General features: G+C 45.7%; 27 protein-coding genes and 2 riboswitches. Of the genes, 13 read left to right on the forward strand and 14 right to left on the reverse strand.

Features of this window, described 5'->3' with window-relative positions:
- The first annotated feature begins 29 nt into the window (after nucleotides 1-29).
- From AAX10_RS03280 to hpt, 4 genes are all read left to right on the forward strand, one after another.
- Nucleotides 30-1,391, forward strand: a complete 1,362-nt coding sequence (locus AAX10_RS03280; RefSeq protein ID WP_036361989.1) for a 3-oxoacyl-ACP reductase — start codon at nucleotides 30-32, stop codon at nucleotides 1,389-1,391.
- Nucleotides 1,392-1,437: 46 nt separating this feature from the next.
- Nucleotides 1,438-2,316: a MaoC/PaaZ C-terminal domain-containing protein gene (locus AAX10_RS03285; protein ID WP_046699824.1), complete on the forward strand. Its 879-nt coding sequence runs from the start codon at nucleotides 1,438-1,440 to the stop codon at nucleotides 2,314-2,316.
- 103 nt (nucleotides 2,317-2,419) lie between these two features.
- Complete coding sequence (locus tag AAX10_RS03290) at nucleotides 2,420-3,673, forward strand: serine hydrolase domain-containing protein (protein ID WP_046699825.1); 1,254 nt, start codon at nucleotides 2,420-2,422, stop codon at nucleotides 3,671-3,673.
- Between the two features lie 89 nt (nucleotides 3,674-3,762).
- Nucleotides 3,763-4,281, forward strand: coding sequence for a hypoxanthine phosphoribosyltransferase (hpt, locus tag AAX10_RS03295; protein WP_406564567.1), 519 nt, complete (start codon nucleotides 3,763-3,765; stop codon nucleotides 4,279-4,281).
- Nucleotides 4,282-4,393: 112 nt separating this feature from the next.
- Here the strand turns inward: hpt and ilvD are convergent, their stop codons facing one another.
- Nucleotides 4,394-6,295 carry a dihydroxy-acid dehydratase gene (ilvD, locus tag AAX10_RS03300; RefSeq protein WP_046699826.1) on the reverse strand — a complete coding sequence of 634 codons (1,902 nt, stop codon included), beginning with the start codon at nucleotides 6,293-6,295 and terminating at the stop codon, nucleotides 4,394-4,396.
- A gap of 497 nt (nucleotides 6,296-6,792) precedes the next feature.
- Between ilvD and AAX10_RS03305 the strand changes: the two genes are divergently transcribed.
- Nucleotides 6,793-8,427, forward strand: coding sequence for a BCCT family transporter (locus AAX10_RS03305; protein ID WP_036363015.1), 1,635 nt, complete (start codon nucleotides 6,793-6,795; stop codon nucleotides 8,425-8,427).
- A gap of 117 nt (nucleotides 8,428-8,544) precedes the next feature.
- A complete protein-coding gene (locus AAX10_RS03310) occupies nucleotides 8,545-9,696 on the forward strand; it encodes an AI-2E family transporter (protein ID WP_226997807.1) in 1,152 nt (383 codons plus the stop codon).
- A 124-nt stretch (nucleotides 9,697-9,820) separates the two neighbouring features.
- Here the strand turns inward: AAX10_RS03310 and nth are convergent, their stop codons facing one another.
- Entirely contained in the window at nucleotides 9,821-10,465 is a 645-nt protein-coding gene (gene nth, locus AAX10_RS03315; RefSeq protein WP_046700583.1) for an endonuclease III, read from the reverse strand.
- Between the two features lie 214 nt (nucleotides 10,466-10,679).
- Between nth and AAX10_RS03320 the strand changes: the two genes are divergently transcribed.
- Nucleotides 10,680-11,288: a 4'-phosphopantetheinyl transferase family protein gene (locus AAX10_RS03320; RefSeq protein WP_158580300.1), complete on the forward strand. Its 609-nt coding sequence runs from the start codon at nucleotides 10,680-10,682 to the stop codon at nucleotides 11,286-11,288.
- Between the two features lie 113 nt (nucleotides 11,289-11,401).
- The gene (brnQ, locus tag AAX10_RS03325; protein ID WP_036362007.1) at nucleotides 11,402-12,694 is read left to right on the forward strand and encodes a branched-chain amino acid transport system II carrier protein; all 1,293 of its coding nucleotides are present in this window, start codon (nucleotides 11,402-11,404) and stop codon (nucleotides 12,692-12,694) included.
- A 116-nt stretch (nucleotides 12,695-12,810) separates the two neighbouring features.
- On the opposite strand, the gene gcvP is transcribed toward brnQ, so the two are convergent.
- From gcvP to gcvT, 5 genes are all read right to left on the reverse strand, one after another.
- Nucleotides 12,811-15,675, reverse strand: a complete 2,865-nt coding sequence (gene gcvP, locus AAX10_RS03330) for an aminomethyl-transferring glycine dehydrogenase (protein WP_046699828.1) — start codon at nucleotides 15,673-15,675, stop codon at nucleotides 12,811-12,813.
- A gap of 228 nt (nucleotides 15,676-15,903) precedes the next feature.
- Nucleotides 15,904-16,284 carry a glycine cleavage system protein GcvH gene (gene gcvH, locus AAX10_RS03335; RefSeq protein WP_046699829.1) on the reverse strand — a complete coding sequence of 127 codons (381 nt, stop codon included), beginning with the start codon at nucleotides 16,282-16,284 and terminating at the stop codon, nucleotides 15,904-15,906.
- A gap of 66 nt (nucleotides 16,285-16,350) precedes the next feature.
- The gene (locus AAX10_RS03340; protein WP_046699830.1) at nucleotides 16,351-17,106 is read right to left on the reverse strand and encodes an SDR family NAD(P)-dependent oxidoreductase; all 756 of its coding nucleotides are present in this window, start codon (nucleotides 17,104-17,106) and stop codon (nucleotides 16,351-16,353) included.
- 78 nt (nucleotides 17,107-17,184) lie between these two features.
- Nucleotides 17,185-17,565 carry a glycine cleavage system protein GcvH gene (gene gcvH, locus AAX10_RS03345; RefSeq protein ID WP_046699831.1) on the reverse strand — a complete coding sequence of 127 codons (381 nt, stop codon included), beginning with the start codon at nucleotides 17,563-17,565 and terminating at the stop codon, nucleotides 17,185-17,187.
- A gap of 546 nt (nucleotides 17,566-18,111) precedes the next feature.
- Nucleotides 18,112-19,206: a glycine cleavage system aminomethyltransferase GcvT gene (gene gcvT / locus AAX10_RS03350; protein WP_046699832.1), complete on the reverse strand. Its 1,095-nt coding sequence runs from the start codon at nucleotides 19,204-19,206 to the stop codon at nucleotides 18,112-18,114.
- A gap of 140 nt (nucleotides 19,207-19,346) precedes the next feature.
- Nucleotides 19,347-19,452: riboswitch (glycine riboswitch) on the reverse strand.
- Between the two features lie 19 nt (nucleotides 19,453-19,471).
- A riboswitch (glycine riboswitch) is annotated at nucleotides 19,472-19,607 on the reverse strand.
- Between the two features lie 119 nt (nucleotides 19,608-19,726).
- Here gcvT and AAX10_RS03355 point away from each other — a divergent pair.
- The 5 genes from AAX10_RS03355 to rplI all read left to right on the forward strand — a co-directional run bounded on the left by AAX10_RS03355 (nucleotide 19,727) and on the right by rplI (nucleotide 22,017).
- Nucleotides 19,727-20,047 (forward strand): YcgL domain-containing protein, encoded by a 321-nt coding sequence (locus AAX10_RS03355; protein WP_046699833.1) that lies wholly within the window; start codon nucleotides 19,727-19,729, stop codon nucleotides 20,045-20,047.
- A gap of 149 nt (nucleotides 20,048-20,196) precedes the next feature.
- On the forward strand, nucleotides 20,197-20,682 hold the full coding sequence (locus tag AAX10_RS03360) for a hypothetical protein (RefSeq protein WP_046699834.1): 486 nt from the start codon (nucleotides 20,197-20,199) through the stop codon (nucleotides 20,680-20,682).
- A 196-nt stretch (nucleotides 20,683-20,878) separates the two neighbouring features.
- Nucleotides 20,879-21,280 (forward strand): 30S ribosomal protein S6, encoded by a 402-nt coding sequence (gene rpsF / locus AAX10_RS03365; RefSeq protein ID WP_036362029.1) that lies wholly within the window; start codon nucleotides 20,879-20,881, stop codon nucleotides 21,278-21,280.
- Nucleotides 21,281-21,296: 16 nt separating this feature from the next.
- Nucleotides 21,297-21,524, forward strand: a complete 228-nt coding sequence (rpsR, locus tag AAX10_RS03370) for a 30S ribosomal protein S18 (RefSeq protein ID WP_036362032.1) — start codon at nucleotides 21,297-21,299, stop codon at nucleotides 21,522-21,524.
- A gap of 16 nt (nucleotides 21,525-21,540) precedes the next feature.
- Nucleotides 21,541-22,017 (forward strand): 50S ribosomal protein L9, encoded by a 477-nt coding sequence (rplI, locus tag AAX10_RS03375; protein ID WP_046698015.1) that lies wholly within the window; start codon nucleotides 21,541-21,543, stop codon nucleotides 22,015-22,017.
- Nucleotides 22,018-22,056: 39 nt separating this feature from the next.
- On the opposite strand, the gene AAX10_RS10060 is transcribed toward rplI, so the two are convergent.
- The 7 genes from AAX10_RS10060 to AAX10_RS03400 form a co-directional block, all read right to left on the reverse strand.
- The gene (locus AAX10_RS10060; protein ID WP_158580302.1) at nucleotides 22,057-22,230 is read right to left on the reverse strand and encodes a hypothetical protein; all 174 of its coding nucleotides are present in this window, start codon (nucleotides 22,228-22,230) and stop codon (nucleotides 22,057-22,059) included.
- A gap of 67 nt (nucleotides 22,231-22,297) precedes the next feature.
- Nucleotides 22,298-22,423 carry a hypothetical protein gene (locus tag AAX10_RS10480; protein ID WP_267284331.1) on the reverse strand — a complete coding sequence of 42 codons (126 nt, stop codon included), beginning with the start codon at nucleotides 22,421-22,423 and terminating at the stop codon, nucleotides 22,298-22,300.
- Between the two features lie 79 nt (nucleotides 22,424-22,502).
- Nucleotides 22,503-23,246, reverse strand: coding sequence for an esterase/lipase family protein (locus AAX10_RS03380; RefSeq protein ID WP_080947009.1), 744 nt, complete (start codon nucleotides 23,244-23,246; stop codon nucleotides 22,503-22,505).
- The gene (locus AAX10_RS03385) at nucleotides 23,225-23,446 is read right to left on the reverse strand and encodes a hypothetical protein (RefSeq protein ID WP_080947010.1); all 222 of its coding nucleotides are present in this window, start codon (nucleotides 23,444-23,446) and stop codon (nucleotides 23,225-23,227) included. The genes AAX10_RS03380 and AAX10_RS03385 overlap by 22 nt, the downstream gene beginning before the upstream one ends.
- Nucleotides 23,447-23,723: 277 nt before the next feature.
- Entirely contained in the window at nucleotides 23,724-24,026 is a 303-nt protein-coding gene (locus tag AAX10_RS03390; RefSeq protein WP_080947011.1) for a hypothetical protein, read from the reverse strand.
- Nucleotides 24,027-24,146: 120 nt separating this feature from the next.
- The gene (locus tag AAX10_RS03395; RefSeq protein ID WP_149038845.1) at nucleotides 24,147-24,428 is read right to left on the reverse strand and encodes a hypothetical protein; all 282 of its coding nucleotides are present in this window, start codon (nucleotides 24,426-24,428) and stop codon (nucleotides 24,147-24,149) included.
- A 168-nt stretch (nucleotides 24,429-24,596) separates the two neighbouring features.
- Nucleotides 24,597-25,559, reverse strand: coding sequence for a tetratricopeptide repeat protein (locus AAX10_RS03400; protein WP_149038846.1), 963 nt, complete (start codon nucleotides 25,557-25,559; stop codon nucleotides 24,597-24,599).
- Nucleotides 25,560-25,601 lie beyond the last annotated feature (42 nt).

Raw genomic sequence — 25,601 nt, forward strand, 5'->3', positions numbered from 1 at the left:
GACATTAAAAACAGATAAGGATTCATGTCATGAGTGATCGTTACGGTGAATTGGTACAATCGCCACTGGGTAAAAAAGTCGCTAAAAATCTGGGTTTGCCACTACCGACCAGACTGGACCGCTACGAGGTGGGACAGCCCATCATTCGTGGCGAGGTGGTGCTTGGCGTGGCGGCAGGCGAGGATGCTTCGGTTGGTGAGGCGATTCGTGAGACATTGACCGCCCTAGATGCTAAGATCACCACACAAGACAAGCTTGAAGCCAAGCTTAGCGATGAGAATGCACGATTTAAGGTGGCGATCTTTGATGCGAGTAACATCAAGGACGTGGATGGCCTAAAGCAAGTCTATGAGTTCTTTCATGTGATTGCACGTCGTATCAAGCCATCAGGGCGTATTATTATCGTTGCACGTCCTGATTGTTGTACTGGTGGTGATATTGGTTTTGCATTGGCTCAGCGTGCGCTGCTTGGCTTTGCCAAATCGGTTGCCAAAGAATTCAAAAAAGGCATCACAGCGAACGTCCTATACACACAGGTTGGTGCTGAAGCGCATTTAGATCACGCCTTAAAATTCTTCATGTCTGCCAAGTCCGCCTACGTGTCAGGTCAGCCAATCTATATCAAGACAGGCGGTGTCATTAATGTAGGTGAATCCAGCGATGCTAAGCCACTACTGGGTAGAAAAATCCTAGTGACGGGTGCATCTCGTGGCATCGGTGCTTCTGTGGCAGAAGTGTTGGCACGCGATGGGGCACAGTTGTACTGCCTAGACGTGCCACAGAGTCTGGCTGATCTTCAGGTCGTCGCAGGTAACTTAGGTGCGCGTGCGCTTCCATTAGACATCACCGCTGATAATGCCGCAAGTGAGATATTAAGTGAGTGCGGTGTGCTAGATGGCATCGTGCATAATGCAGGTGTGACGCGTGATAAGACCTTGGCGAACATGAGCGAAGATAAGTGGGATCTGGTGCTAAACATCAACCTAAAAGCAATCCATGACATCAATGAATATCTGATCGCTAATAATGGTCTTGGTGATGATGCGCGCGTGGTATGTGTGTCGTCCATCTCGGGCATCGCGGGCAACCTTGGGCAGACTAACTATGCCATGAGTAAGGCGGGTGTGATCGGACTGGTTGAAGCAACCGCCAAAACCTTTAAAGACACCAACAAAACAATCAATGCAGTCGCTCCTGGATTCATCGAGACGAAGATGACAAGCTTGATGCCATTTGCCATCAGAGAGGCAGGTCGCCGTATGAACTCAATGAGTCAAGGCGGTGAACCTATCGACGTGGCAGAGACCATTTCTTGGCTGTTATCTCCAAAGGCTGCAGGGCTTAATGGCAACATCGTACGCGTCTGTGGACAAAGCGTGCTTGGTGCGTAACGCTTACTAAATACTCTATAAATATTGGAAATTAAATAGGTAACCCATGGCAGAACAACATTTTAAAGAATTGCCAAAAATGCACACCACTTATGCTAATGTCATCAAAAGCCTGATCCCTATTGGCGATAATAAGGCGACGACATTACCAGAATCGGTGTATCAGGTGGATAGCCTTGCTATTGATGAGCATAACTTAAAGGAATATCGCAAGATCTGTGGCTTTATTAATGATGGACGTGTGCCGCCGACTTATTTTGCGGTGCTGTCTCAGACGTTGCAGATGAATATGATGGCTAAGCCCGATTTCCCTTTTGCGATGCTTGGTCTTGTGCATATCGAGAACAGTGTTACGCAGCATCGTATCATCTATGACAGCGAGACCGTCGCACTTACCGTTCGTCTTGACAACCTAAAGGCGCACGACAAAGGACAGCAGTTCGACTTCATCACGACGGTGACCATCGATGATGAGCTGGTCTGGGAAGGGGTATCGACTTATCTGTCACGCCAAAAAAAGACCGCCGAAGAGCGTGCCCGCGCCAAATCCATCGAAGAGCCGCAGCCACGATTAGAAGCTGATGAGAATCATTGGGCGGAGCTAATTAATATCCCAGAAGACATCGGGCGTCGCTATGCTTTCGTGTCAGGCGATTTTAATTTGATTCATCTTCATCCGTTGTCAGCGCGTGCGTTCGGCTTCCCTAGAGCGATTGCGCATGGCATGTGGTCGAAGGCGGCGAGCATTGCTCAGTTCCATGATCTGCCTAAGGCTTATCGTGTGGATGTGTCTTTTAAGACGCCAATTTTCTTGCCATCTAAGATTGACTTCGTGGCACGCGCTGAGACCGATGGCCGACAGTTTGCGCTGTATGCCGCTGGCACGGACAAGCCGCACTTATTAGGTCGCATTACATTCTTATGATGTTCTGCCACCACCTCAAAAACTGGAGCTACTCCAGTTTTTGTGTTTTTGATGATTTAATAATCGTCATTCATTATCCATAAAGATTCATAAAGAGTAAGCTATGACAAATTGGCAAGATTTTTCTGATGTTTTGAAGAGTTTGCAGTTCAATGATGCACCTGCGGGCGGTGCGCTTGTGATTTATCAAGATGGCGACGAAGTTGTAAACACCGCTGTTGGACAAGCGCTGCCAGGTCATTCATGGTCCGATACCACGTTGTCAGTGAACTTTTCGATTGGAAAAGGGGTCATGGCGACATTAGTGGCAATCTTGGTGTCTAAGGGTTTGCTTGATTATGATGTGCCGATCGCTCGTTATTGGGAGGAATTTGGCGCTAATGGTAAACAAAACATCACGCTGCGCCACATATTAACGCACACGTCAGGGCTGTTTAATATCACAACACTCACGCAATCGCTTGATGATTTACTTGATTGGCAAGCGATGGGCGAGCTTGTGGCAAGCATGACTATAGATACCCCGCGCGGTCAAGAGGTGCATGATTATTCCAGCGCCTACAGCGCTCTTGTCTCAGGGTGGGTGCTTGGTCATGTGGTGGAATGCGTGACGAATCTTAGCTTGCAAGAAGCGCTTGATGAATATCTGGCAGTACCGCTGGGCATTCAAGGGCAGTTGTATTATGGTGCGCCCAGCGATAAATTGGGGCAGGTCGCTAAGCCGGTACGTTATTTTGATGGCGCATCAACTGCCAAAAGAAAACCCACTTTAAAGCCTGACACGCCCTTGATACTAGAGACATTAGCAAATCTACCCGTTTCGCCATTGTGGCAAAATGCGCTGGGCGATACACCAGTCGGGACGACAAGTGTTAACAAGCTGTATTTTGATACTTCAAAAATGAACTTGGCAAATTACAAAAACGCACTCATGCCAAACGGGCGAGATGGTGTGGAATATCATCACCCTGATGTGTTGCAAGCCATCATTCCTGCAGCGAATGGCATCTCGACGGCGCGGGCATTGGCAACCATCTATGCCATGCATGCCAATGGCGGCAAGTGGCAGGGTGATACGTTGATCACGCCCGAGGTGATGAGAGACTTGCGCGTGATTCGAGTGGATGGATTGGATGCGGTAATGCCTGCTAACATGCTGTGGCGTACGGGCTTTCATCGGTTATTTAGCCTACAAAATGCACCGAACGCTTATGGGCACATGGGTTATAATGGCTCGGTGGCGTTCTGCGACCCTGATCGCAAGCTGGCTTTTGCATTCATTCATAATTTTGACACCACGATGCTAAATGACGTGCGCCAGTTTGCTCTATCAGAGATGGCGATAGGATTGGCTTGATTTGCCATTAAAATACTTGCCAATGTTTTTGGCATGGGTTAAAATATTCGTTTTTATCTTAAAAAAGAGTCCTTATGAGTAAACCTGTCATGAACGTGATGATTTCACAAGAAGAAATCGCAAACAAAGTCAAAGAACTGGGCGTGGCGATTGATGCGCACTATGCTAACAGCGACCGAGAGTTGGTGTTGGTTGGTTTGCTACGTGGCTCGGTGATTTTTATGGCGGATCTTTGTCGTGCCATCGATAAGCCGCATGAGCTTGACTTTATGACAGTGTCCAGCTACATCAATAAGACCACGGTGTCATCAGGTGATGTTAAAATCGTCAAGGATCTAGACAGTGAGATCAAGGGTAAGGACGTGCTGATCGTCGAAGACATCATAGATTCGGGTCGTACACTGTCTAAGGTGGTTGAGATTCTAAAGACTCGCGAGCCTAATTCTATTGAGCTGTGCACATTGGTGAGCAAGCCATCGCGCCGCGAGATTCAGATGGATGTTAGATTCTTAGGCTTTGAAGTGGAAGATAAATTTATCGTGGGCTACGGTCTAGATTACGATCAAAAATACCGCCACGTACCTTTTATTGGTGAGGTCGGTCTGTAATTATAAATAAAGAACCAGCCAGTGATTGAGGCTGGTTTTTTTGATGGCTTTATCATTAAAAACCCTGCTAATATACGATTAGCAGGGTTTTTGTTTGATGGGTTGATAATTATCAGCGTTCGACTTGGCTGACATCACGCACTGCACCTGTGTCAGCACTGGTTGCCATCGCAGCATAGGCGCGTAGGGCTTGAGAGACATGACGTTCACGATTGACAGGCTTCCACGCTTGACTGCCACGCTCATTCATGGCGGTACGACGACGCGCAAGCTCTTCATCCGATACATCTAGATGAATGCTGCGATTTGGAATGTCGATCTGAATGACGTCAAATTCTTCTACTAAGCCAATCGCACCGCCTTCGGCAGCTTCAGGGCTGGCGTGACCGATAGACAGACCAGATGTACCACCTGAGAAGCGACCATCTGTCAGCAGTGCACAGGCTTTACCAAGACCTTTTGACTTTAGGTAGCTGGTTGGGTAAAGCATCTCTTGCATGCCAGGCCCGCCTTTTGGACCTTCGTAGCGGATGATGACGATGTCGCCTGCGACGATTTGATCAGCAAGGATGGCCTCTACAGCAGAATCTTGACTTTCAAAGACTCGTGCACGCCCTGTGAATTTAAGGATGCTCTCATCCACGCCGGCGGTCTTAACCACACAGCCGCGTTCAGCGATATTGCCAAATAATACCGCCAGACCACCGTCCTGTGAATAAGCAAATTCTTTGGCGCGGATACAGCCGGATTCGCGGTTAAGGTCAAGATTGCCCCATTCTCTGTTTTGACTAAAGGCTTGAGTGGTGCGCACGCCACCAGGGGCAGCGATATAAAGATCGCGAGCGGTCTGATTGTCAGCATTCATGACATCCCATTTGCTAAGGGCGTCTGCCAATGTTGGGCTGTGTACGGTCGGAACATTGGTCTTGAGTAGTCCTGCGCGGTCAAGCTCCGCCAAAATACCAACCACGCCACCTGCGCGGTGTACGTCTTCCATGTGGTATTTTTGGGTGGCGGGAGCGACTTTAGATAGGCATGGTACTTGACGAGACAGACGATCAATATCCGCCATCTTAAAGTCAACGCCTGCTTCATTAGCTGCTGCCAAAAGGTGTAGAATCGTATTGGTGCTACCACCCATGGCAATGTCAAGGCTCATGGCATTTTCAAAGGCTTCTTTGGTGGCGATGCTTCTTGGTAGTACAAAATAGTCGTCTTGTTCGTAATGGCGCTTGGCAAGCTCAACGATCAGGCGGCTTGCTTCTAAGAATAGCTCTTTACGCTTGGCGTGCGTCGCTAGTAGTGAACCATTGCCAGGCAAAGATAGGCCAAGCGCTTCGGTTAGGCAGTTCATGGAGTTTGCGGTGAACATGCCAGAGCAAGAACCGCATGTCGGGCAAGCAGAACGCTCAACATTTGCCACGTCTTCGTCGCTGATCAGATCATCCGCCGCATCAATCATCGCATCGACCAGATCAAGCTTGCGGATTTTTTGACCGCTGTCGTCGGTAACAGTCTCATGTACCATGTGACCATCATGCGTCTCGTTTGCCAATACCTTACCAGCCTCCATCGGACCGCCTGACACGAACACCACAGGGATGTTTAGTCGCATGGCAGCCATCAGCATACCTGGGGTGATTTTATCACAGTTCGAGATACATACTAGGGCGTCTGCACAGTGTGCGTTCACCATGTATTCTACGCTGTCCGCGATCAAATCACGGCTAGGCAAGCTATACAGCATGCCGCCATGGCCCATCGCAATACCGTCATCGACCGCGATGGTGTTGAATTCTTTGGCGATGCCGCCGGCTTTTTCAATCTCGCGGGCGACAAGCTGACCCATATCTTTAAGGTGGACGTGACCAGGAACGAATTGAGTGAATGAGTTGGCGATGGCGATGATTGGCTTATTAAAATCGCCGTCTGTCATGCCTGTGGCGCGCCATAACGCGCGTGCGCCTGCCATGTTGCGACCTGATGTGGAGGTTTTTGAACGATAAACTGGCATAATACTTATCCTTTTAATTCAATAGCGATGGCTGTCTTAACGATCTAAAATTTTATCAATAAAATAAAAATTATTAAGAAAATAACCTATTTTACCACCAAACATCATATTGTTTTATAAAAATTTCTTACTTCCATAAAAACCAGTTATCCACTTATCTAAATATATTAAAAAATTTATAAATAGCCATGGTTGAATTTTTAGAATTAACTTTTGTTGAAGATTGTTACAGAATAATTAAATATTAAAAATATTATATTAGTCAATGATTTAAATAAAAATTTTGTCTAAATTATATTGGCAATGATGATATAAATTTGCAAAAGTTTGGCTATTTTGCTAAGGTTTTGTTGCTTATTTTTAACTTTTTGCGATGAGTATTGGATGGTTTTAATACAGATTTTAAGCGCAGTGGATTAACAAGGAGAAAAATAATGAGTGAAAAAGAGCATAAACTGCCCAAGCAGCAAGACAGGGCTCGGGCAGATAGACAGACGATGGCGGATGGATTGGATATTCAGCGGTTTTTGGTTTTTCCAAAGGTAAGCCGACCTGTATTTATTGTATCGATGCTATTGATTGTCTTATTTATTGTATTTGGTACGCTGTTTACTGAGCTTGCTGGGCAGATATTTGGTGATTTACAAGCATTTATTGCCGAGCGCTTTGGGTTCATGTTTATTATTTTGATGAACGCGGCGCTCGTTTTTTGTGTGTATGTGGCACTAAGTCGATATGGTGACATTCGACTTGGGCAGCAGACTGAAATGCCTGAGTATAGCTTTGGCTCATGGATTGGTATGCTGTTCTCCGCGGGCATCGGTATTGGACTTCTGTACTGGGGTACGGCTGAGCCCTTGTATCATTTCGTGCAGCCGCCGACCGCAGAGCCTAGCACGATTGAGAGCGCCAAAGAAGCGATGCAGTTGTCATTCTTGCATTGGGGGGTGCATGGGTGGGCAGTATATGCGGTGGTCGCGCTGTCGCTTGCGTATTTTCACTATCGCCGTGGATTGCCATTGTCGATACGCTCTGTGCTCTTTCCGATCATCGGTAAGAACATCTATGGCAAGTGGGGTCATGCGGTGGATATCTTGGCGGTGTTTGGTACGATGTTTGGAGTGGTGACGTCGCTGGGTCTTGGGGTGATGCAGCTTGAGACGGGACTTGGTTTGTTATTTGGTATTGAGCCAAGTTTGGTGTTTAAGATTGCGCTGATTGCAGCGATCACGGCTTGTGCTGCGTTCTCTGTGATGGCAGGTCTGGATAAAGGCGTAAAGCGTCTTAGTGACATCACCATCATCAGCACGATCATCATGCTTGTCTTTATGATGGTTGCAGGACCGACGCAGTTCATTTTGGATAGTTTTGTTGAGAATATCGGTAACTATGCTGGCAATCTGATTACGCTTGGACTTTGGAATGAAGCGTTCGTGGCTACCAATTGGCAGGCGTCATGGACGATTTTCTATTGGGCTTGGTGGGTGAGTTGGTCACCATTTGTGGGGATTTTTATCGCTCGCATCAGTCGTGGCCGTACGATTCGTGAGTTTGTCTTTGGGGTGCTGTTTGTGCCGATGCTGCTATTGTTCTTATGGTTTACGACCTTTGGCGGCGTAGCGATCAGCATGGAGCTCTCAGGTGACTACGGTCTATCAACAGCGGTGCTGGCCGATACAGGCAGCGCGATTTTTAAATTCATTGAATACTATCCATTCACCCAAGGTCTGGTGGTGGTGATATTGACGATGATCGTTCTGTGGTTCGTTACCAGTGCTGACAGTGCAAGCTTGGTCGTTGATATGCTGACGGCAGGCGGTAATACCAACCCGCCAAAGATTCAGCGATTATTCTGGGTGACTTCTGAAGGTATCATCGCGGCGATTTTGTTGGCGGCAGGGGGTTTATCTGCCCTACAAGCAGCTGCGATCGTTGCAGGCTTACCGTTTGCTTTGGTGATTTTTGTGATGATGTATTGTTTGATTCGCGGGCTTGGTCGTGACCGATTGACCTTGTATCGTAACACACAATGGTACATCACCGAGGAGTCAGCCGAGCATAACAGTGCCAATGAAATGGTGGATGAGCATCTATTGCCAACCCATCCGCCTTCAAAAGTAGATAATGACTGAACTGATAAAATGCCCACCTAAGTGTGGGCATTTTTTTATGATGAAAATTGATGAGTGATTGCTGGTTTTGTGTTATTCTTTGGGTTTGTGATTATGATTTAATAAATAGGAAATCGTTTGATTAAGGCGCATAGAATAAATATCTTCATGGTATTTGCGGTTATTTTTCTGGCGATGAGTCTGTATTTTTTGACTCGAGTGTGGCTCATGATGTTCGGTGCGATACTGGTGGCGGTGCTGCTGCTTGGACTGTCGGATTATCTTAAACGTGCGCCAAAGATAGGTAAATTCATGCGCAAACTTCCCCATGCCTTAGCGGTGGGGTTGGTGGCGTTGATGCTCTTGTTGGTCGTATCGGGATTCTTGGCGATGTTTGGCTCGGATCTGGTAAATCAGTTCGAAGATCTTAAAAACATGACCCCCAATGCCATACATAGTATCAACGACTACCTAAAAAGCTACCCTGTCATCTATTATTGGCTCGCCCAGAGTAAGTGGATGCAGGAGTTTATCGCTGATCCAGCGCAATTCTTGTCACAATACACCGGCGATGTGCTGGGCGTCGTGCCTATGATGGTGTCAAGCTTATTCGGTGGGATTGGCTCGTTTTTGATTATTTTGGTGGTGGGGCTGTTCTTGGCGCTAACGCCGGACATCTATACCAAGAGCTTCGTGACATTGGTGCCAAAACAGCACCGAGATAAAGCAAGATACCTCCTAAAAAGCAGCTATCAAGCACTGCGCCGCTGGTTAGTTGGTCAGTTTGCGGTGATGGCTTTTGTGGGCGTGTCGACAGGGATTGCGCTGTGGCTCATGGGTATTCCGTTTGCGCTGGCACTTGGGGTGATTGCCTTTGTGCTTGATTTTGTGCCGGTGCTTGGACCGTGGTTATCCGCGGTGCCGATTCTACTTGTGACCTTGATTGTTGCGCCTGATATGCTGCTTTGGGCGCTGTTGATGATTGTCGTGGTGCAGCAGCTTGAGAGCTATGTTGTTGCGCCTGTGGTGCAGCAGAGATTGATTGATTTACCGCCTGTGGCGCTGCTGCTGTCGCAGATCATCATGGGCTCGCTGACGGGCATTCTTGGGGTGGCGTTGGCGATGCCATTGATAGTTGGGCTGATCGTCTGGGTGCAGATTCTGTATGTCAAATTCACCCTAAAAGACTACACTATTAAAGTCATGGGACAAAATGAAGAAGATCTTGAGCATGATCCTTATTACACACCTAAGGATGATCAGCAGTTATCATTATTAAAAGATGAATGATAAGGCGGGCGGCGAATCGGGTGGTTGTTAACTGCTAATATGTTTCTGCCCAATTACCAACCAATAATAAAAAACGCAAGCGAATGTCTTGCGTTCCTTGTTTGACGTATTTAGCATGAACCAATCAAAGTCCCGCCCATTTTTCTTTGTCTTTGAACATGCATTCATCAAATACCACACACGCACCGCACTTGGGGCTGCGCGCCATGCAGGTATAGCGCCCGTGCAGGATGAGATAGTGGTGAGCATCGACTAGGAATTGGGTGGGGATGCGACTCATCAGTGCTTTTTCGACCGCTAGGACGGTTTTGCCAGTGGCAAGCCCTGTGCGGTTACCCACTCGAAAAATATGCGTATCCACCGCCATCACAGGCTCGCCAAAGGCGGTATTTAGCACGACATTGGCTGTTTTACGACCGACACCTGCTAAGGCTTCAAGCTCCGCTCTGGTGCGTGGCACTTGTCCGTTGTGTTTATCCAGTAGGTCTTGACAGGTCTTGATGATGTTGACCGCCTTGGAATTATAAAGCCCGATTGAGTTGATGTAGCTTTTTAGCCCATCGACGCCCAGATCTAAGATTGCCTTGGGTGTGTTGGCTACCTTGAACAGCTTGTCGGTTGCGATATTTACGCTCTTATCGGTGGCTTGGGCAGACAGCATGACCGCGATGAGTAGCTCAAAATCCGAGGAATAATTCAGCTCAGTCACAGGTTGTTTGATGTGTTCGGATAATTTTTTAAAAAAAGCTTCGCGTTTCGGTGCTGACATCGGGCGCGATGGCGGCGTATCGGCCGTCTTGGCGGTGGCGAGTTTATTGGTTTTGGGTTTTTTGGTGGTTTTGGTCTTTTGGATTTTAATGATGGAATCTGTAGAAGTCATGGCTATTTGGCGGTCGAATAAGTCGAATAATAAGAAAAACAATAAATGGCTAGACAATCAAAAGCTGATATTATAGCATGAAATCTCTATATGAATTAAGGCGGTGCTAATAGTGATTTATCTGCATCATGCGCCACTGACGCGCATCCTAAGCTTGGTCCCTAGACGCTTGTCTTTAGATGACAAAAAGGCCATCAGAAGCTATCGACATGAATTATTAAGTCAATTTTGCAAGCTTAATGACGCACCTGTGCCTGCATATGGCAGGGATGAATTGGGTAAGCCAATCTGCATCAACATCCCAAATCTGTCATTTAACCACAGTCAATGCCCCACCGATTATGCGCTGGCTTATAGCCTTGATTTGCCGAACGTTGGTGTGGACATTGAACATACCAGCAGGGTGCTGAACTTTGAATCTCTGGCCAGACGTTTTTATCACCCTGATGAGATGGCAAGATGGCTAAACAGTGGAGACATCACAGAGTGGTTTCGTATTTGGACGATTAAGGAAGCCGTGCTCAAGGCGTGCGGGCTTGGCGTGCGTATGACGCTGAGCGAATTAAACGCGCAATTCATCAATGATCATCAGGGTGTGGTTAGCCATGAGCGAATCGGTGCGTATCGTTTTGAGTGCGTACAGGTGGATGGTGCGATGATTACGGTGGCATACCCAAGCGAATATGGCACGCAGGATTGGCAATGGTACTAAAAGTTTTCTATTTCCTAATATTTATAAAAAATTATTATAAATAAAAATAACCGATGTGTTTTGTGGGCAAATATTGCTAAAATAATGCATTTTTATTAATTTAGATGTGCGTCATGAACAAAAATACCCTAATCATCGGCTTTATGCTCTTTGCCTTTTTCTTTGGCTCGGGCAATTTGATTTTTCCGCCCAAATTGGGCTTTGAGAGCGGGCAGTTTTTCATCCCTGCTATTTTGGGCTTTATCCTAACGGGTGTGGGCTTGCCGTTGGTGGGTTTGATGATTGGCTCAAAATATGAGGGTGGTTATCAATCCGCTCTTGCCAAGATTCATCCTTGGTTTTCAGTGGCGTTGCTATCGGCGATTTATTTGACCATTGCTCCGTTTTTTGCCATTCCACGCACAGGGGCGGTGGCGTACGAGATGGCGATTGTACCGTTTTTGGATGCGCCAAGCTGGACAAATCTACTCATCTTCACCGTGATCTATTATGGCATCTCGCTGTGGCTATCAATTAGCCCTAATAAGCTTGTTGACCGTATCGGCTCGTTGTTAACGCCTGTGCTACTCGTTACGGTGCTGGCTCTTATCGTGATGTCTTTTGTAAAATTAGGCGGTAATCCTGCCAGCATTGCCACAGACGGCTATCAAGGTAAGGCGTTCTTTGTTGGATTCTTGGAAGGGTATAATACCATGGACATGATTGCGTCTGTGGCGTTCTCGACGGTCGTGATGAGTGCCATTAGCCAAAAAGCAGGCAAGGGGGTAAATCTATTCGCCGAGACCACCAAGGCAGGTTTGATCGCCACGTCTGCGTTGGCACTCATCTATCTGTCGCTAGGCTGGGTTGGTAATCATTTGCTCATATCGGCAGATGAGCTGACGCAAGTTGCGGACAAAGGGCAGAACATCGGCACGTTTATTTTGAATAAATCGGCAGTACTAGGCTTTGGTTCGACAGGTGGCGTGGTGCTTGGATTGATTGCCTCTTTGGCGTGTCTGACCACGACTGTGGGGCTGACGGTGTCAGCGTCTGAATATTTCCATGAGACTTTCCCCAAGATTGGTGGTATCAGCCTGTCCTATAAGGCTTATGTTATTATCTTTACTCTGATTGGTTTTGTGCTTGCCAATCAAGGCTTGAGTGCGGTCATTAGCAAATCCATCCCTGTGCTATTGGTGCTGTATCCGATTACCATGACAGCGTTAATTCTATTGGGTCTAAACATCATCAAGCCCTTACCCATCATCGCCAAGCGAGTCAGCCTAGCGCTGGTTACGGTCGTGTCAGTATTGTCGGTGGCAGGCGTAAGTATTCCTTTAAAAGAATACTCTATGGAGTGGCTTCCTTTTGCCATTGCAGGTTTGATTGTTGGTTTGGTGTTTGATAAATTAATGAAAAGATAAGTCAAAATAAAAAACACCCAAAGTGATCTGGGTGTTTTTTTTATTGCTAAATTACTAACAGTACCACAAGAAAATACCGCCCAAAAGAGCGGTATTTTTGGTTCGATAATTAAAAATCAATCTTCATAATTATCAATACTCGGACAAGAACAAATCAGATTCTTATCTCCATACACATCATCCACACGCCCCACGCTCGGCCAGAATTTATGAGCCTTGATATAGGGTAAGGGGAATACTGCTTCTTCACGGCTGTATGGGTGCGTCCATTCGCCTTCCGTTACCACAAAGGCGGTGTGTGGGGCATTGACGAGCGGGTTGTCGTCCGCCGTCCAACCGCCTGTTCCTGCCTTGACTTTTAGGGCTTCTTGTTTGATTTGCTTCAATGCCGAGACAAAGCGGTCAAGCTCGTCCACGCTTTCGGACTCGGTTGGCTCAATCATGAGCGTACCTGCCACAGGGAATGACATGGTCGGAGCGTGAAAACCATAGTCCATCAAGCGTTTGGCAATGTCGGTTTCGCTAATGCCTGTCTCTTCTTTTAGTGGGCGAATGTCCACGATACATTCGTGAGCGACAAAGCCATTTTTGCCCGTGTACAAAATCGGATAGTCATTTTCTAGTGATTTGGCGACATAGTTGGCGTTCAATAAAGCACGTTTTGTCGCTGATAGCAGACCGTCTGCCCCCATCATCGTGATATACATCCACGAGATTGGCAAAATGCTTGCCGAACCATAAGCGGATGATGACACCGAGCCTTGACCGTCAGGGGCATTCATCACGCCTGTTACGCTGTGGCTTGGCATGAATGGGGCGAGGTGCGATTTTAGACCGATTGGACCCATACCAGGACCACCGCCACCATGTGGGATACAGAAGGTTTTGTGCAGGTTCATGTGTAGCACGTCCGCCCCCACGTCCGCAGGTTGCATAATCGCCACTTGGGCGTTCATGTTCGCCCCGTCCATGTACACCTGTCCGCCATGCCTGTGAATAAGCTCGCAAATATCACGAATGCCTTCTTCGTACACGCCATGCGTGGACGGATAGGTAATCATCAAGGCACCCAAACGCTCGCTGTACTCTTCACATTTGGCTTGTAAATCCGCCACGTCCACGTTGCCTTTGTCATCGGTTGCCACCACCACGACTTTCATGCCAAGCATTTGGGCGGTTGCAGGGTTGGTGCCATGTGCCGAGCGTGGGATTAGGCAGACATCACGTCCGCTCTCGCCACGGCTTTCATGATAACGGCGAATGAGCAACAGCCCTGCATACTCGCCAGACGCACCAGAGTTGGCTTGCATACTAATCTCATCAAAGCCTGTGATTGCTCGCAGTTGGGCTTGTAGGCTTTCAATCATCTCATGATAGCCTGTTACTTGCTCTTTTGGGGCAAATGGGTGAACATTTGCAAACTCATTCCAAGTAATCGGCAACATCTCGCTTGTGGCGTTTAATTTCATTGTACAGGAACCGAGTGAAATCATAGAACGGTTCATCGCCAAATCCTTATCTTCTAAGGATTTAAGATAGCGGAGCATTTCGTGTTCGGTGTGATAGCTGTTAAAAGTTGGGTGCGTGAGAATGTCATCTGTGCGAAGTAGTTCGCCCAAAATCACTTCTGCTTTGTCAAGCTCGCCTGTCGCCCCAAAAATTTCGCACAATTCATCAAATTCATCTCTTTCGGTCAATTCATGAAATGACACAGAAATGCCGTGATTGTCATGCTTCCATAGGTTATAGCCTTTTTCGCTGGCAAGGGCGTATAGCTTGTCGGCTTGTTCTTGATTATCAAAATCCACAAGCACAGTATCAAAAAACACGTCATGACGTACGTTTAGCCCTGCCGATTTTACCGCCTTGGCAAAAGCGACCGCTAGGGCGTGAATGCGTGTGGCAATGCGTTTTAGACCGCTCGCCCCGTGATACACCGCATACATACCTGCTAGGTTGGCAAGCAACACTTGGCTTGTACAAATGTTTGAGTTGGCTTTTTCACGGCGGATATGTTGCTCTCGGGTTTGCAGTGCCATGCGCAGGGCGGTGTTACCTTGTGCGTCTTTTGACACGCCGATGATACGACCAGGGGCAGAGCGTTTGTCTTTGTCTTTAAAGGCAAAATAGGCAGCGTGCGGGCCCCCAAAACCCATTGGCACGCCAAAACGCTGAGTACTACCAAGGGCAATGTCCGCCCCCATGTCGGCAGGGGATTTAAGCAGTACAAGGCTCATGATATCGCTTGCGACAATGGCATATGCCCCTTTTTCTTTGACGTTTGCGATAATGTTGGTCAAGTCCACCACGTCGCCGTCTTTACCAACGTATTGGAAAAACGCCCCAAAAAACTCACCATTTTTGGCAACGTCAAAATCGCCCACCACCACATCAAAACCAAAATATTTGGCACGGGTACGAATGACATCAAGGGTCTGCGGATAGGTACGCTCGTCCACAAAAAAGGCATTGGATTTTGATTTGCTCACACGTTTTGCCATTGCCATGGCTTCGGCACTTGCAGTTGCTTCATCAAGCAGACTTGCCCCAGCAAGCTCCATGCCTGTTAGGTCAACGCACACTTGTTGGAAATTTAGCAGGGCTTCTAGGCGACCTTGGGCAATCTCGGCTTGATAAGGGGTGTAGGCGGTGTACCAGCCGGGGTTTTCTAGCACATTTCGCTGAATCACCGCAGGCAGGCGAGTGGGCGAGTAGCCTTGCCCGATATAGCTTTTGGCAACCGTGATTTTGTCCGCCATACCACGCAGTTTGGCAAGGGCTTCATGCTCGGTTGTGGCACTTGGCAAATCAAGCGGACGGTTAATGCGTATCGACTGGGGAACGACCGCATCAATAAAGGCATCAAGATTTTCAAAACCAACGGTTTTTAGAAGTTTGGTTTCATCGTCTTTTTTGTTGCCCAAATGACGCTCCACAAAGGCGTTTTGGTTAAACAAATCATTAAAGGTGTTTAAGGTCATGATAAAATCCTTATAATTAAGGTTGGGAATTTAATAAAAAATAGCACTTTGCAATGAGATTTTTTATTAAATTGGGCTTGAAAAGAGTGCGTATCACACACCTGTTCTGAAAATTACCTCAAAACGGCGTGTTATGCGCATTCTACTTTTGCAAGCTGTTTTTAAATTTGTAAAATCCAAAAACAAATCCAAGCATAAATCATCATGACTTACACTTGGATTTTTTACTTATAGGCTGTTTTCGTACTCATCCGCAGCCATCAAGCCGTCATAATCGGCAGGATTGGTAGGTTTGATTTTAAAGAACCACGCTTTGCCATATGGGTCTTCGTTGGCAAGCTCTGGTGCATCTACAAGCTCTTCGTTGATTTCAACGATTTCGCCTGCGATTGGGGCATAGACATCGCTTGCTGCTTTAACAGACTCTACAACGGCAATCTCTTCATCGGCAGAGACGGTGCGACCGACTTCTGGCAATTCTACAAATACCACATCGCCAAGCAAATCTTGGGCGTGGTCTGTGATGCCAACGATGATGATACCGTCATCTTCTAGTTTTAGCCATTCATGGCTGGCAACGTATTTTAAATCGTTTGGGATATTGCTCATAAAAAACTCCTAGCTCTGAGGCTGTCAATCAAAATCAAGTCTTAAACCAAGTTTTTGGTAAATCAATCACTTCATAGATAAGTAACCGCTATCTAAGTTTAAATCAAATCCAGTAACAAATGATGATTCATCAGATGCCAAATAAATCAGGGCATTCGCCACATCATCTAGGCTGGCAATGCGTTTTAGTGGGAATATGTTTGCCAGGCTGTCGATTTGTTCTTTGGTGTAGACAGATTCTAACATCGGTGTGATGACATAGGCAGGGTTTAGGTTGTTCACGCGAATGTTGTAGCCTTTTTGGGCGTAATAACTGGCAGCTGATTTAGATAGCAGGCGTGTTGCTCCTTTTGATGTGCTATACGGCGTAGCATCGGCAAGTCCAACCATACCCGCCATAGAAGCGATATTAATAATAGAACCGCCACCATTTTTTGCCATTACTGGTGCGACAGCTTTCATACCCAAGAATGGTCCTTCGGTATTTAGTGCAAAGGACTTGCGTAAATCTTCGATGGTACTGTCTTCAATGTTTTTTGAGCAAGCCATACCCGCACTATTAATTAAAATATCAATCTTGCCAAATTGATCGGTTACAATTTTTACAGCTTCCGCCCAGCTTTGTTCATTGGTAACATCAAGGCGTGCAAAAATTGCTTGCCCGCCATCGGCATTAATAGTATTAGCTACTTGATTGCCAAGCTCTCCATTGATGTCAGTAATGATGATTTTTGCTCCTTGTTTGGCAAATGCTTTGGCACTGTATTCGCCAAGACCAGAACCTGCACCTGTAATTAGAGCAACTTTATCTAACAAACGCATAGTAAATTCCCTATATTAATAATAAGACAATTGGTGTCAAATTTGGTATGTTATAACCACACCAAATATGGGATAGGATTATAAACTACTCTCGTACTCATCCGCAGTCATCAAGCCGTCATAATCGGCAGGATTGGTAGGTTTGATTTTAAAGAACCACGCTTTGCCATAAGGGTCTTCATTGGCAAGCTCTGGCGCATCTACAAGCTCTTCGTTGATTTCAACGATTTCGCCTGCGATTGGGGCATAGACATCGCTCGCTGCTTTGACCGATTCCACCACCGCAATTTCTTGGTCGGCTTCTACTTCGCTACCTACCTCTGGTAATTCTACAAATACCACATCGCCAAGCAAATCTTGGGCGTGGTCTGTGATACCAACAGTAATTGTGCCATCAGATTCTAAGCGTAACCATTCGTGACTGGCTACATATTTCAATTCGCTAGGAATGTTACTCATAAAAAACTCCGTTAGGGTTAAAGTTAAAAATTAGATAAATTATTTTAAGAATTAGGAAATTTTTCAATTTGAAATATGGAATTTATATTCCTCTTTTCCCTAACTCTAAATATAGCAATATGGCTAAAAAAATAAGGCCTACTCCATATATTAATACACAACAAAAGGATACAATATATACAAGTATTGTTTGTCCTTTTGTTAGATTGATATACCATTCTGATAGTTTGTTCACCAAAATTCACTCCAAAGTAAAAAAGTCAATTAGAGGGAGTTCATAACTTGCTTATATTCATTAACAGCTTTTTGATCAGCCATGCATTTTTGGTAAATTTCCAAGTCGCAAATATAAGTATCAACTTCTGTTTGAGGGTTAAATTTATAAGGCTTTGTGCAATAATGTGTTGAAACACAAGCAATAATTTTTAATTTAAACAGCAAAAAATCACCAAAGTAACAATGCTGAATTTTAAAAATTTCCCATTCTTATTTGAAATTAATTGTAAGGTATGATATTTATTTCATACCTTCAATTGTAATCAAAATTTAATCAAACTGCTTTTTACCATTTCTAACAAATGGCAATTTAAGCACACGCACTTCCACTTCTTTACCACGCATAATCACCTTTGCACGCTCGCCTGTAAAGTCAGCAGGCACACGGGCAATGGCGATGGATTGATTCAGACTTGGGGAGAATACACCACTTGTGGTAATGCCATTGCCACTCTCGGTAACGACTTCCATGCCCGCACGCAGTACACCGCCTTTGGCAAGCAATAGACCGACTTGGCGGACTTTAACACCATCATTTTTTAGGGCGACAAGGGCGGATTTACCAACAAAATCACGGCTTTCATCTTTTAAATCCACCGTCCAGCCCATGCCTGCTTCAAGGGGGCTGGTATCATCGTCCATGTCGTTGCCGTATAGGTTCATGCCTGCTTCCATTCGTAGGGTGTCTCTTGCCCCAAGTCCGCATGGGGCGACACCTGCTTTGACAAGCTCATCAAAAAATCCAACCGCTTCATCTGCTGGCATGACCACTTCCACACCGTCTTCGCCTGTGTAGCCTGTGCGAGCGACAAACCAATCACCGCCCAAGTCCACACCGACAAAGGGTTTTAGAGTGTTTACTTTCTCCGCCCATTCAGGCTTAACGGTCAGTAGCTTGGCAATGGCGTTTCGCCCTTGTATGGCAAGCATGGCGACATCATAGCGGGGGGCGAGCGTTACGCCAAATTCTTCACCAATTTTGGCAAAGTGAACGGAGTCTTTTTCGCGAGTTGCCCCATTTGAGACGATACGATAAGCGGTCTCAGACTCGTTCATGCGATAGACGATTAGGTCATCGATGACACCGCCTTTGTCGTTTAGCATACCAGAATATAAAGCCTTGCCGACAAAGGACAATTTGGCAACATCGTTGGCGAGCAGTTTTTGTAAGAAGGCTTTAGCGTTGTCGCCCGTTACGTCTGTAACTAGCATGTGAGAGACGTCAAACATCCCTGCGTCTGTCCGCACGGCGTGGTGTTCGTCAATTTGTGAGCCATAATTGACAGGCAATTCCCAACCGCCAAAATCCACAAGTTTGCCATTATGGGCGGTGTGAGCGTTAAATAGGGGGGTGCGCTGAGTCATGAGTGTGTTTCCTTATTTATAAAATTAACCGATGTAAATTAACTTTTGGGATTAAGATGATAATCACAAAAGTTAATCTACCCAGCAACTTCAAAATTCTTGTAAAATTCATTCCATTCATGCGATAAAACGAATTTCAACACACCCCATCTGTCCTGATACCTGAGATTTTCGTAATTCAAAAATTACTTCTTCCCTTCGGTGTTGCCACTTAAAAAAAATGGCAAGCTCTCCAGAGTGGTTAGCTTGTCTTTAGATAGATAAACTAAGTTTTTCAGTCCTTTTACCTGAGCGATTATAGGGGTTTTAAGATTGCTTTTGCAATTTTCAACATTACGCCTTCGGTGATTATGCGCCGATGCTTGCGATAAGCTGCGATAATTCTCTCCTGAAAAACACCTTTATTATGAAAAATAATGCTACAATTTACAAGTAAAATTTTTGGCTTTTTTGTAAAATAATTCCGCAAAAGCCAAAATCGGTGAATTTTCTTTAATTATATCAAGACGTGAGTGACGTTATGCATTGTGATGTTTATAAGTTTGCAAAAAATGAAGACTGGTACGTTTATATTGCTCGCCCAGATTATCCTAATGACACCGATGAGATCAAGGATTGGTTAGGCGTGCTGCCCGCCGATATTCGTAAGAAATTAGGCTTGGGAACTTTTGTCATGCATTTGGATCTAAGCGGTCGCGATAAGTTAGCCCGAGCTGATATCAATGAAGTAAAGGCAAAGCTTGCCCAACAGGGTTATTATGTCCAAGCGCCACCTGCCGATATTTTGGCAGCGCAAGCCATGGCAAAAGCCAAAGCGCTACAAGATAAAAAATACGACTAATATCAATTGGTTGCAATAATTTTCCATGGCAGAATTATGGGCAGGTAAGTCATCTGTTTTGTGGTGATTTTGTTAGCCCTTGTTGTCGGAAGATAATTTTTTGGCAAAATTGTGGTAAAATAACAGTAATTTTTTAATAAGTTATTTGTATGGAATGGATTAAAAACCTGCCTTTAGAGTCAATCAGTGAGAGCTTGGCGACTTTTTTGATTTGGTGGGCGAAGCTCGTTGATGGTGTGCCTGATGCACAGCTTTCTGTATTGGTTTATGTTATCGCATCCTTGATTGTATTGTTGCTTTGGATGTTGTTTGCGCGTATTTTGCCGCGTGGCATTCGTGGTATTAGCCTAGCATTCGTGGCGGCGGTGTTGTTGGCACTTGGTAGTGCAGAAGGTGGTTCGGGTGCGCTTGCCCCTGCGATTGTGGGTGTGTTCCATGCTTTATTAATGAAAGACTTTGCGGGCATGGTGTCAGCCAGTTTGCCGATTCTTGCAACCTTTACGGCATTTTTGGTGATTGGTGCGATTTGGCAGATGCTACGCAGCGTCATCGAAAGTGACGCCGCCAAAAAAGAAGAATTAGTACGTATCGAATCCCAAAAGCAGCTTATGGCTGATTCTGAGCAGGTGAATTAATTCGTAAATACATAAAAAGCCGCAATGTCGGCTTTTTTATTTAGTGATGTATCTATAAATATTCGGCTGTAGCGCATATTTAGCTTGAAAATTTTAAATTTTTGTGTATAATATGCGCCTTGTGACTTTTATTCAAACTCACATCTCCTTGCTATCATCATAAGATGGTGGCTGTTTTAATCCGTAGGGAGTCCTTATGAGACATTATGAAGTGGTGCTACTGGTTCATCCAGATCAAAGCAACCAAGTTGCCGACATGGTAACTAAATACCGTACACTAGTAGAAGAAAATGGTGGTTCTAACCATCGTCTAGAAGACTGGGGTCGCCGTCAATTGGCTTACCCAATCAATAAAATCCACAAAGCACACTACGTGCTACTGAACATCGAATGTGATGAAGCAACTCTAGCACAGCTAGAAGAGCTATTCAAATACAACGATGCGATCATCCGTAGCCTAGTTATCCGCCGTGACAGCGCCATCACTGAACAATCGCCACTGGCGAAAGAAGCAGAAGACAAGCGCACTCGCAAAGCCAACCGTCGTAACGACGTTCGCACTACTGAAAGTGAGAACGGCGCTGCTGACAGCGAATAATTTAAGGAGATAACTCATGGCACGTTTCTATCGTCGTCGTAAATTCTGCCGTTTCACAGCTGAAGGCATCACTCACATCGATTTCAAAGATGTAGAACTTCTAAAGCAATACATCAGCGAAAATGGTAAAATCGTTCCTAGCCGTATCACTGGCACTTCTAACAAATACCAACGTCAGCTAGCCGTTGCTATCAAACAAGCTCGTTACTTGGCACTATTGCCATACACCGACAATCACAAGTAATTAACGGAGAAAAATCATGCAAGTTATTCTATTACAGCGTGTCGTTAATCTTGGCAAACTTGGCGAGACTGTTGAAGTAAAAGCGGGTTATGGTCGTAACTACCTAATCCCACAAGGCAAAGCGCTACCTGCAAACGAAGCGAACATCGCTAAATTCGAAGCACGTCGTGCAGAGCTAGAAGCTCAAGAAGCTAAAGAGCTACAAGAAGCTCAAAAACGTGCTGATGCTCTAGCAGATGTTAACGTTATCATGCGCGCTAAGTCTGGCGACGAAGGTAAGCTATTCGGCTCTATCGGTACTCGCGACATCGCAGACGCATTGACTAAGTCTGGTCTAGAAGTTGACCGCGTTGAAGTTAAACTACCTGAAGGTCCATTCCGTCAAGTAGGTGAGTACAAAGTTACCATCCAACTTCACCACGACATCTCTGCAGAGATCTTGGTTACCATCCTATCTGAAGATGCGCCAGCTGCTGAAGAAGATGATGAATAATCATTGATTAATAAAAAACCCCGAGAATCTCGGGGTTTTTTATTCTATCGTAAGCGAATCTTGTAAAGGCTCTGTAACTTCCTCTGAAATTTCCAAATCTTCCAAATCTTCCAAATCTTCCAAATTTTCTAAACCATTTAGGCTTTCTGATTCATTTAAAATATCTAATCTTCCTGATTCTTTTGTAATTTCCAATTCTTCTAGATCATCCATATTCTGCTCGTCAGGTGCTAAGCTGTCTTTTGGTGATTCAGGCTTATTTGCATTAGGTCTGGGTGTATCAATCTCTTCGTGTAGAATTTTGCGCAGCTAAAGGGATGGTTTTTGGGTTTTCGTGAATATTGTGTCTGCCTGTGATGATGTTCTCGCTATTGGCATTCTCAAGATGCGAGCTGGTATAAGGCACGATACCATCCGACAGATCTCCTGTGCGCACAGTACGATGGTGTGATAACGAATACCATCTTTGATGTTGATGTCGGCGGTTAATTTAACAAAAGCAGAGCAATCAGAAAGCTGATCGGCGCCGTTTGTAGGTATAGCGATCCTAATAGGTTGTTTTCGATATTGCCTTCTACACCGATGTTTGCGATGGTTTCGGTGATGCTTTTGGTCAGATTAAGCGGCAGGCGAATGACACGACGTGCTGCACGGGTAAACCATCGGTCGGCATAATCCGTTCCGCGAAATGGCGCTGAGATAAATACAGCAGTGCCGACCTGTGGCAGAGATCTTAGTGTGAATCTCTCGCTTAACTCATCGTTATAGACCTTGGTGAGTAGTTTGGAGACGGCGAGATTTTGTTCGTGGCTCATCGCTAATTCATCGGTGTCGGTTGCAGCTTTGACGGTGTCTTCGATGATTTTGCTGCCAGACGATTCTGTATTTTCTAATGTGCTAAGTTTTGGCAAAAGCTCATCATCGGACAGCAGCATCCTTGAGATAACACCGCCCATGCTTTGTCCAATCAATATCGAGTTCTGGCTGACAGGATTGGTGCCCGTTGGATCAGTGTTAGTGAAACTTTGATTAATGAGCTTATGGATTTGATAGCGGTTTTTGAGGATGGGTAAGTTCTTCGCATAAAAGACCTGCCACACTTGATAATTGTCACGCAGAATAGGATCTGCAAACAGATTATTGGTTAGATTCACCCAAGTGGTAGGACTGGAGGCGAGCTCATGAATCATGATGATAACTTTTTGATTTAGGTTGTATGGTGATAACATGAACAGCTTAGGCGTCGTCGCGCTATCTTTTTTTTGGCGATCATGTTTAATAGACTGGCACGTTGTAGGTTATTCTCTGACAGCCATGTCGCATAGGTGGATGAGAAGCTGGCAGAAAGTGGATAGCTCTTACCCAGAATGTTCACTTCCTTGGTGGCACAAGGGTCAAAAAAATACGCATCAAATTCATCAGCGAGCAAGACATCTTAATGTATTGCCCTTTGGGGTGATGATGGCAGTCAGTAGCAGATGACCCATCGGGTGAATTCGTGATTTGATGTCGTCATTGTCCGCGTCCGCATTGGCGGTTAGACTGCTTAGTGCCGGTGCGCGGTATCGATCTTGTAGTTAACCAACAAAGCCAACACCAATACCTAAGCGCGTACTATTCACCTGTAAATCTGCCAAGCGATAATCATAAATTGAAATAAGATCTGACAGTGCACCGACTTTGAAATTTTGTAGGTCGTGCAGCTCTTAGTGTTCCTTGGCGATATTTAGGTTGAGTGTTTGAGTGTCGCCATCTTTACTCTGAGTGGTAAGCGTAGAGATGTTGATTTGATTGAATGTTGGATTGAGCTGGTTTTTGTTTTGTTGATCGGCGTCGCCAAAAGCACCATCTTGCTGCTTATAGACCTCTTGGATGAGTGCGTTTAGTGAGACGTGGTAGAGGTCTTGGACGCGTATGTCGCTGTCAGTGATGATGGGTTTTTGGGTGTTTTGGTTGGTGAGGCTATCAAAGAATAGATAGCCATAGCTAAAAGCGATGGTTTTGTACAATGTATCGCGATGGCCTTCAAGGCAGTCTTTGCGTGCTTTGGCTTGAGCCTGCTTGGCCTCTTCGTCAATGGGTGCATTGGCGTAATAGTCATCGATGGCCGGTCGATTTAAGGCAGGTTCTCACTCCATTTTTTCGGCCAAATGCAATGCTTGCGTGTAGTGTAATCCTGCCAATAGTACCAAGCCTTTACGGTCAAATTGATCGCCAAAGAAAGCTGAACCTAAATCGTCCAAACAAGCATCAAAGTCCGCCATGTAGCTGTCTTGGGTCAGACCCGAAGCTAATAATATTGAATTGGATAAGCTACTAACCCTGGGTGTGGTCGTGATGTTATTATGCGTGGTCTTAATGATGCGCGCTTGCATCTGCTTGGGTGAGGTAAGGCTTGCACATCCTGTCATGATAAGGGCGCCCAAGCTAAGTGTTAATGCTGATTTGGTGAGTTGTTTTTCATAAATTTTAATAAAAACCGATTGGCCGGTTTGTATGTTTTGTAAAATAAAAAATCCGTCTTCGGCATGATACCCAAAGACGGATTGGTGTGTAGAGTATTATTTACTGCTACACGTTTATTCTTGGCTGACTGGCTTGATGTTCAACGGCGTTTTGTCGTTAGAGCGCCAGATATAATAGCCGCCTTCTTCGATGATGCGGAGTTGCTCAGCGATTTGGGTGTTATTAGGGTGCTGTGCTTGTAGTTGTCTTAGGCGGTTTAGCGCGCCTTGTTTATTGTCGGTCAGCAGGTCAGACTGAGCAAGGCTTTGCTCTGCTTCGATGTAACCTAATGAGGCTGCTTTTTTTAGGTATTTTTTACCCTCATTAAAGCCGCCTGCTTCACTGATCATCATGCCAAGTAGGAAGTTGGCTTCAGGGTGCTCTGGGTTTAAGCGCAGGGCTTTTTGCATGTGATTAGATGCGCGAACCGAGTATTCTGTGCCGACGTTTAGGTTGCGAGCGATGCCGTTAAGTTTGGCTGCACGCAGTACCACATCAAACGAAGCGTCAGGCGCGCTGGCATAGGGCTCGATCCAATCAGCCAAGTGCTTCACGTTCTGAGTAGATAGATATTCAGCGGTTGCATTTGGGAAGCTTGGCGGATAGTGGCGTGCATTCGGCGATACCACAGTAATGAATTCATCCATGAGTGTGGTGTCCAGCAGAATCGTGCCTGCTTCGTTGGCAGGGATGTGAACGGTTGGAACGTTCTCAACGTCGCTTACCGATACGGCAGGTGTTGGCAGACCTTTGACAGGTGATGTCAGTAGGTCAGCAGCGTTATTATTAATGATCGTGGTTGTGATCTCGCTGCGCATCTTTGGGCTTTGAGGGGTGCTGACACCTGCGGTCAATTGCCCAACAGTTAGCGCATCTTCTGATACAGTTGGTGCTTTGGCTTTGGGCGCTGCTTTTTTTGCCGGTGTCTTAGCGGTTTTGGTGGTTTTTGCCTTGGTGTTTTTGGCTTGGGCGTGAGCCTGTGCACTGCCAAAGCCTAATAAAGTCAGACTTAGAGCCAGAACGGTAAGTTTTTTCATGTTGATGTCCTTAATAAACGCTAAATAAGAAATTTTGCCAAT

The organism is Moraxella bovoculi (assembly GCF_000988745.2).
In the GTDB taxonomy this organism is placed as follows: Bacteria; Pseudomonadota; Gammaproteobacteria; order Pseudomonadales; family Moraxellaceae; genus Moraxella; species Moraxella bovoculi.

What these genes read in the sequence shown, in the direction of transcription:
- AAX10_RS03280 (WP_036361989.1), top strand. Translation starts at nt 30, where the DNA reads ATGAGTGATCGTTACGGTGAATTGGTACAATCGCCACTGGGTAAAAAA.
- AAX10_RS03285 (WP_046699824.1), top strand. Translation starts at nt 1,438, where the DNA reads ATGGCAGAACAACATTTTAAAGAATTGCCAAAAATGCACACCACTTAT.
- AAX10_RS03290 (WP_046699825.1), top strand. Translation starts at nt 2,420, where the DNA reads ATGACAAATTGGCAAGATTTTTCTGATGTTTTGAAGAGTTTGCAGTTC.
- hpt (WP_406564567.1), top strand. Translation starts at nt 3,763, where the DNA reads ATGAACGTGATGATTTCACAAGAAGAAATCGCAAACAAAGTCAAAGAA.
- ilvD (WP_046699826.1), bottom strand. Translation starts at nt 6,295, where the DNA reads ATGCCAGTTTATCGTTCAAAAACCTCCACATCAGGTCGCAACATGGCA.
- AAX10_RS03305 (WP_036363015.1), top strand. Translation starts at nt 6,793, where the DNA reads ATGGCGGATGGATTGGATATTCAGCGGTTTTTGGTTTTTCCAAAGGTA.
- nth (WP_046700583.1), bottom strand. Translation starts at nt 10,465, where the DNA reads ATGTCAGCACCGAAACGCGAAGCTTTTTTTAAAAAATTATCCGAACAC.
- brnQ (WP_036362007.1), top strand. Translation starts at nt 11,402, where the DNA reads ATGAACAAAAATACCCTAATCATCGGCTTTATGCTCTTTGCCTTTTTC.
- gcvP (WP_046699828.1), bottom strand. Translation starts at nt 15,675, where the DNA reads ATGACCTTAAACACCTTTAATGATTTGTTTAACCAAAACGCCTTTGTG.
- gcvH (WP_046699829.1), bottom strand. Translation starts at nt 16,284, where the DNA reads ATGAGCAATATCCCAAACGATTTAAAATACGTTGCCAGCCATGAATGG.
- AAX10_RS03340 (WP_046699830.1), bottom strand. Translation starts at nt 17,106, where the DNA reads ATGCGTTTGTTAGATAAAGTTGCTCTAATTACAGGTGCAGGTTCTGGT.
- gcvH (WP_046699831.1), bottom strand. Translation starts at nt 17,565, where the DNA reads ATGAGTAACATTCCTAGCGAATTGAAATATGTAGCCAGTCACGAATGG.
- gcvT (WP_046699832.1), bottom strand. Translation starts at nt 19,206, where the DNA reads ATGACTCAGCGCACCCCCCTATTTAACGCTCACACCGCCCATAATGGC.
- AAX10_RS03355 (WP_046699833.1), top strand. Translation starts at nt 19,727, where the DNA reads ATGCATTGTGATGTTTATAAGTTTGCAAAAAATGAAGACTGGTACGTT.
- AAX10_RS03360 (WP_046699834.1), top strand. Translation starts at nt 20,197, where the DNA reads ATGGAATGGATTAAAAACCTGCCTTTAGAGTCAATCAGTGAGAGCTTG.
- rpsF (WP_036362029.1), top strand. Translation starts at nt 20,879, where the DNA reads ATGAGACATTATGAAGTGGTGCTACTGGTTCATCCAGATCAAAGCAAC.
- rpsR (WP_036362032.1), top strand. Translation starts at nt 21,297, where the DNA reads ATGGCACGTTTCTATCGTCGTCGTAAATTCTGCCGTTTCACAGCTGAA.
- rplI (WP_046698015.1), top strand. Translation starts at nt 21,541, where the DNA reads ATGCAAGTTATTCTATTACAGCGTGTCGTTAATCTTGGCAAACTTGGC.
- AAX10_RS10060 (WP_158580302.1), bottom strand. Translation starts at nt 22,230, where the DNA reads ATGGATGATCTAGAAGAATTGGAAATTACAAAAGAATCAGGAAGATTA.
- AAX10_RS03380 (WP_080947009.1), bottom strand. Translation starts at nt 23,246, where the DNA reads ATGTTATCACCATACAACCTAAATCAAAAAGTTATCATCATGATTCAT.
- AAX10_RS03395 (WP_149038845.1), bottom strand. Translation starts at nt 24,428, where the DNA reads ATGACAGGATGTGCAAGCCTTACCTCACCCAAGCAGATGCAAGCGCGC.
- AAX10_RS03400 (WP_149038846.1), bottom strand. Translation starts at nt 25,559, where the DNA reads ATGAAAAAACTTACCGTTCTGGCTCTAAGTCTGACTTTATTAGGCTTT.